This is a genomic window from Streptomyces sp. CO7 (genome assembly GCF_053474865.1).
The window spans coordinates 307,633-312,165 of the sequence record NZ_JBRIOU010000002.1 but is presented as its reverse complement, the minus strand read 5'-3'; the positions used below and the strand labels follow the sequence as shown (position 1 = coordinate 312,165).

Genomic DNA, 4,533 nt, shown 5'->3' with positions numbered 1-4,533 from the left:
CCGCGGCCCCGTGCCCCGCGGCCCGGTGCCCCGGAGCGAACCGCGGCCGGCCGAGCCCGTCGTCCGGAGCTCAGTACTCGAACCGGTACCCCATGCCCGGCTCGGTGATGAAGTGCCGCGGGTGCGAGGGGTCCGGCTCCAGCTTGCGGCGCAGCTGGGCCATGTACACGCGCAGGTAGTTGGTCTCGCGGGTGTACGTCGGCCCCCACACCTCCTGCAGCAGCTGCTTCTGGCTCACCAGGCGCCCGGCACTGCCGATGAGGATCTCCAGCAGGTGCCACTCGGTCGGGGTGAGCCGCACGTCCCGGCCGTCCCGGCTGACCTTCTTGGCCCGCAGGTCGACGGTGAAGTCGCCTGCCTCGACGACGCCCTCCTCCGGGGCGTCCTCCGCCCCGACCGGCTCGGCGCGCCGCACCGCGGCCCTCACCCGCGCCATCAGCTCGTCCATGCCGAACGGCTTGGTGACGTAGTCGTCGGCCCCGGCGTCCAGCGCCGACACCTTCTCGTCGCTGCTGTGCCGCGCGGACAGCACGATCACCGGGACGCGGGTCCAGCCGCGCAGGCCGCGCAGCACCTCGACGCCGTCCATGTCGGGCAGCCCCAGGTCGAGGAGCACCACGTCGGGGTGGCGTTCGGCGGCCAGCCGCAGCGCCTGCGCGCCGTCGGCGGCGACGTCCACCGCGTACTGGCGTGCCTTGAGGTTGATGACGAGCGCCCGCGCCATCTGCGGTTCGTCGTCGACCACCAGTACCCGGGTCGGCCCGGCCCTGCGGGCCGCCTCCCCCGTGCTGCGCGGCATCGCGGTCGCCTCTCTCCGTCTCGCTCCGGTCGCCCGGCCGGCGCTGCTCACCGGTCCTCCGGGAGACTACGCGCGCTCCCCGGCCACCGCTCCCCCGGCCACCCCTGTGCGTGCGGCCGGAAGGGTGAGGACCATGGTCAGCCCGCCGCCGGGGGTGTCCTCGGCGGCGAGCGCCCCGCCCATCGCCTCGGCGAAGCCCCTGGCCACGGCGAGGCCGAGCCCGACCCCGACGCCGCGCGGGGCGTCCCCGAGCCGCTGGAACGGCGCGAACATCCGCTCCTTGGTCTCCTCGGGGACGCCCGGCCCGCGGTCCACCACCCGCAGCTCCACGCGGTCGCCGTGCGCGCTGGCCGACACCCGCACCGGGGTGGGGTCGGGGCTGTACTTGACGGCGTTCTCCACCACGTTGGCGACCACCCGCTCCAGCAGTCCCGGGTCGACGGCGACCATCGGCAGCGACTCGGGCACGTCGAGGAGCACCCGGTCCACCTGCTCGTTCGGCACTCCTACGAGCGCCTTGGGCACCACCTCGTCGAGGTCGATCTCGCGGATCAGCGGGGCGACGGTGCCGGTGTTCAGCCGGGACATGTCGAGCAGGTTGCCCACCAGCTGGTGCAGCCGGTCCGCACCGTCCTCGATGGCGGCGAGCAGCTCGGCGCGGTCCTCCTCGGACCACTCCACGTCCTCCGACCGCAGCGAGGAGACCGACGCCTTGATCCCGGCGAGCGGGGTGCGCAGGTCGTGGCTGACGGCGGCCAGCAGCGCGGTGCGGATCCGGTTGCCCTCGGCGAGCTCACGGGCCTGTTCCGCCTCCCGGCGTAGCCGCTGGTGCTGCAGGGCGACGGCGGCCTGCGCGCCGAACGCGGCCAGCACGCGGCGGTCCTCGGCGGGCAGCACGCGGCCGGACAGGGCCAGCGCCATCCGGTCGCCCACCGGCACCTCGACGTCGGCGTCCTCCGGCCGGGCCGCCACCGGGCCCGGTCCGACGCTGCCGGCGCAGGTCCAGCGGGCGTCCGCGTCCTCGCGTTCCAGCAGGGCGGCCGACTGGAGGGAGAACGTCTCGCGGACCCGTTCCAGGAGTGCCTGCAGCCCGCTGCCGCCGCCGAGCAGGCTGCCCGCGAGGTAGGAGAGGATCTCCGCCTCGGCCCGCAGCCGGACCGCCTGCTGGGTGCGGCGGGCTGCCAGGTCGACGGCGGAGGCGACGGCGACGGCGACCGACACGAAGACCGCGAGGGCGAGCACGTTGTGCGGCTCGGAGATGCTGAGGGTGCCCTCCGGCGGGGTGAAGAACCAGTTGAGCAGCAGCGTGCCGACCGCCGCGGACGCCAGCGCGGGCAGCAGTCCGCCCAGCAGCGCGGCGGCGACGGTCAGGGCGAGGAAGAGCAGCATCTCGTTGGCCAGCCCGATGGGGCCGGCCGCGCCGACGGCCAGCAGCAGGAGGGTGAGCAGGCCGGGGCCCACGACGCCGGTCACCCAGCCGGCCACCGTCCGGGACCGGCCGAGCCGGCTGCCGCGCGCCATCGGCAGGCCGCGGCCCTTGCCGGCCTCTGCGTGGGTGACCAGGTGGACGTCGATGTCGGGCCCGGAGTCGCGGGCGACGGTCGAGCTGACGCCGGGGCCCAGGACGTACTGCCAGGCCTTGCGCCGGGAGACGCCGAGGACGATCTGGGTGGCGTTCACCCCGCGGGCGAACTCCAGCAGGGCGCTGGGGACGTCCGCGCCGACGACGTGGTGCAAGGTGCCGCCCAGCTCCTCGACCAGGGTCCGCTGCAGGGCGAGCTCCCGGGGCGGGGCGGCCGGCAGACCGTCGCGGCTGGCGATGTGCACGGCGAGCACCTCGCCGCCGGCGCCCTTCTCGGCGAGCCGGGCGGCCCGCCGGATCAGCGTGCGGCCCTCGGGTCCGCCGGTCAGCCCCACCACGATGCGCTCGCGGGAGCCCCACACGGCGGACACCCGGTGCTCGCTGCGGTAGCGGGTCAGGTACTCGTCGACGCGGTCGGCCACCCACAGCAGCGCCAGCTCGCGCAGGGCGGTGAGGTTGCCGAGGCGGAAGTAGTGCGAGACCCGGGCGTCGATGCGGTCCGGCGGATACACGTTGCCGTGGGCCAGACGGCGGCGCAGCGCGGGCGGCGACATGTCGACCAGCTCGATCTGGTCGGCGCGGCGCACCATCTCGTCGGGCACGGTGTCGCTCTCGCGCACGCCGGTGATCGACTCCACCAGGTCGCCCAGGGACTCCAGGTGCTGGATGTTGACGGTGGTGATCACCTCGATGCCCGCGTCGAGGAGCTCGGCCACGTCCTGCCACCGCTTCGCGCGCGGGCCGCCCGGGGCGTTGGTGTGCGCCAGGTCGTCGACCAGCGCGACGGCAGGCGCCCGGCGCAGCACGGCCGCGACGTCCACCTCGCCGTCCGGGCGGCGCGGCACCGCCTCCAGCCCTTCCAGCCGCTGCGCGGTGCGGGGGCGGTCCCGGTGCTCCACGGCGGCGACCACGCAGTCCGTGCCGCGCTCCACCCGGCGGTGCGCCTCGTCGAGCATCGCGCAGGTCTTGCCCACGCCGGGGGCGGCGCCCAGGTAGATGCGGAGTCGTCCGCGGGCGGGGGTCATGCGGCTGGTCCCTCTGCTTCTCGCTCGACAGCGCGTCCCCTCCAGTGTGGAGGCTACGGACCGGCGAGGGCGGGGAGGGGGTCGCGGCGATACGGGTGCGGGGCCGCACACCACCGCCCGGGGCCGGCTCGGGCGGGGCCCCGGGCGGTCGGCGGGATCAGACCTTGCGGGCGATCGCCGCGTAGGAGGAACTGATGGTGTCCTCCTGGCCCGGTACCGGCTCGCCCAGCTCGGGGTGCCACTGCTCGGCGAGCACCACGCCGGGCTCCACCAGTTCCAGGCCGTCGAAGAACCGCGTGAACTGCTCGCGGCTGCGCGGGCTGGCGTTGTAGCCCCGGGCGCCTGCCGTGGCGGTGGCCTCGCGCACCTGCTCCTCCGAGTGGAAGTCGGTGGTGAAGTGGGACAGCACCAGGTAGCTCCCCGGGGTCAGCGCCTCCTTGACCCGCTCGATCAGCCGGACGGCGCCGTCCTCGTCGCTCACGAAGTGGAGCAGCGCGATCAGCGAGATGGCGACCGGCCGGCCGAAGTCCAGCACCTTGGCGGCCTTCTCCAGGACGACGTCGATCTCCCGGGCGTCCGCGTGCAGGAACTCGACCGCTCCCTCGGGGGTGCCGCGCAGCAGGGCCTCGGCGTGGGCGAGGACGATCGGGTCGTTGTCGCAGTAGACCACCCGGGCGTCGGGCGCCGTCCGCTGCGCGACCTGGTGCAGGTTGGGCTCGGTCGGTATGCCGGTGCCGATGTCCAGGTGCTGCCGGATGCCCTGCTCCGCGAGCCAGCGGGTGGAGCGGTGCATGAAGCCGCGGTTCATCTTCGCCATCAGCGGCAGGTTCGGCTCGATGGTGAGCATGTACCGGGCCAGTTCCTCGTCGACCGGGTAGTTGTCCTTGCCCCCGAGCATCCAGTCGTACATCCGGGCCGGATGGGGCTTGCTGGTGTCGATCCTGGGGACGTCGGGCGGGCTGGAGGTGCTGGCTGTGCTGTCGGCTCCGGACATGGCGGACTCCCCGGGGTGGGCGGGACGGTGACGTGATCAATCGGCAGGGATTCTAGGCGTGTTGGGGCGCCGCCGCCGCAGGGTCGCCGATGTGGGGGCGTCCGGACCGAGCCCGGGGGCCGGGCGGCCCGGG

Annotated in this window: 3 protein-coding genes; all 3 read right to left on the bottom strand. The window is 74.7% G+C overall.

Annotation, left to right across the window (positions count from 1 at the left end):
- Window positions 1-70 precede the first annotated feature (70 nt).
- On the bottom strand, window positions 71-799 hold the full coding sequence (locus tag ACOV8S_RS03345) for a response regulator (RefSeq protein WP_448316016.1): 729 nt from the start codon (window positions 797-799) through the stop codon (window positions 71-73).
- Between the two features lie 66 nt (window positions 800-865).
- Window positions 866-3,406: an ATP-binding protein gene (locus tag ACOV8S_RS03340; RefSeq protein WP_448316015.1), complete on the bottom strand. Its 2,541-nt coding sequence runs from the start codon at window positions 3,404-3,406 to the stop codon at window positions 866-868.
- 157 nt (window positions 3,407-3,563) lie between these two features.
- Window positions 3,564-4,400, bottom strand: a complete 837-nt coding sequence (locus ACOV8S_RS03335; protein WP_448316014.1) for an SAM-dependent methyltransferase — start codon at window positions 4,398-4,400, stop codon at window positions 3,564-3,566.
- Between the last annotated feature and the right edge of the window lie 133 nt (window positions 4,401-4,533).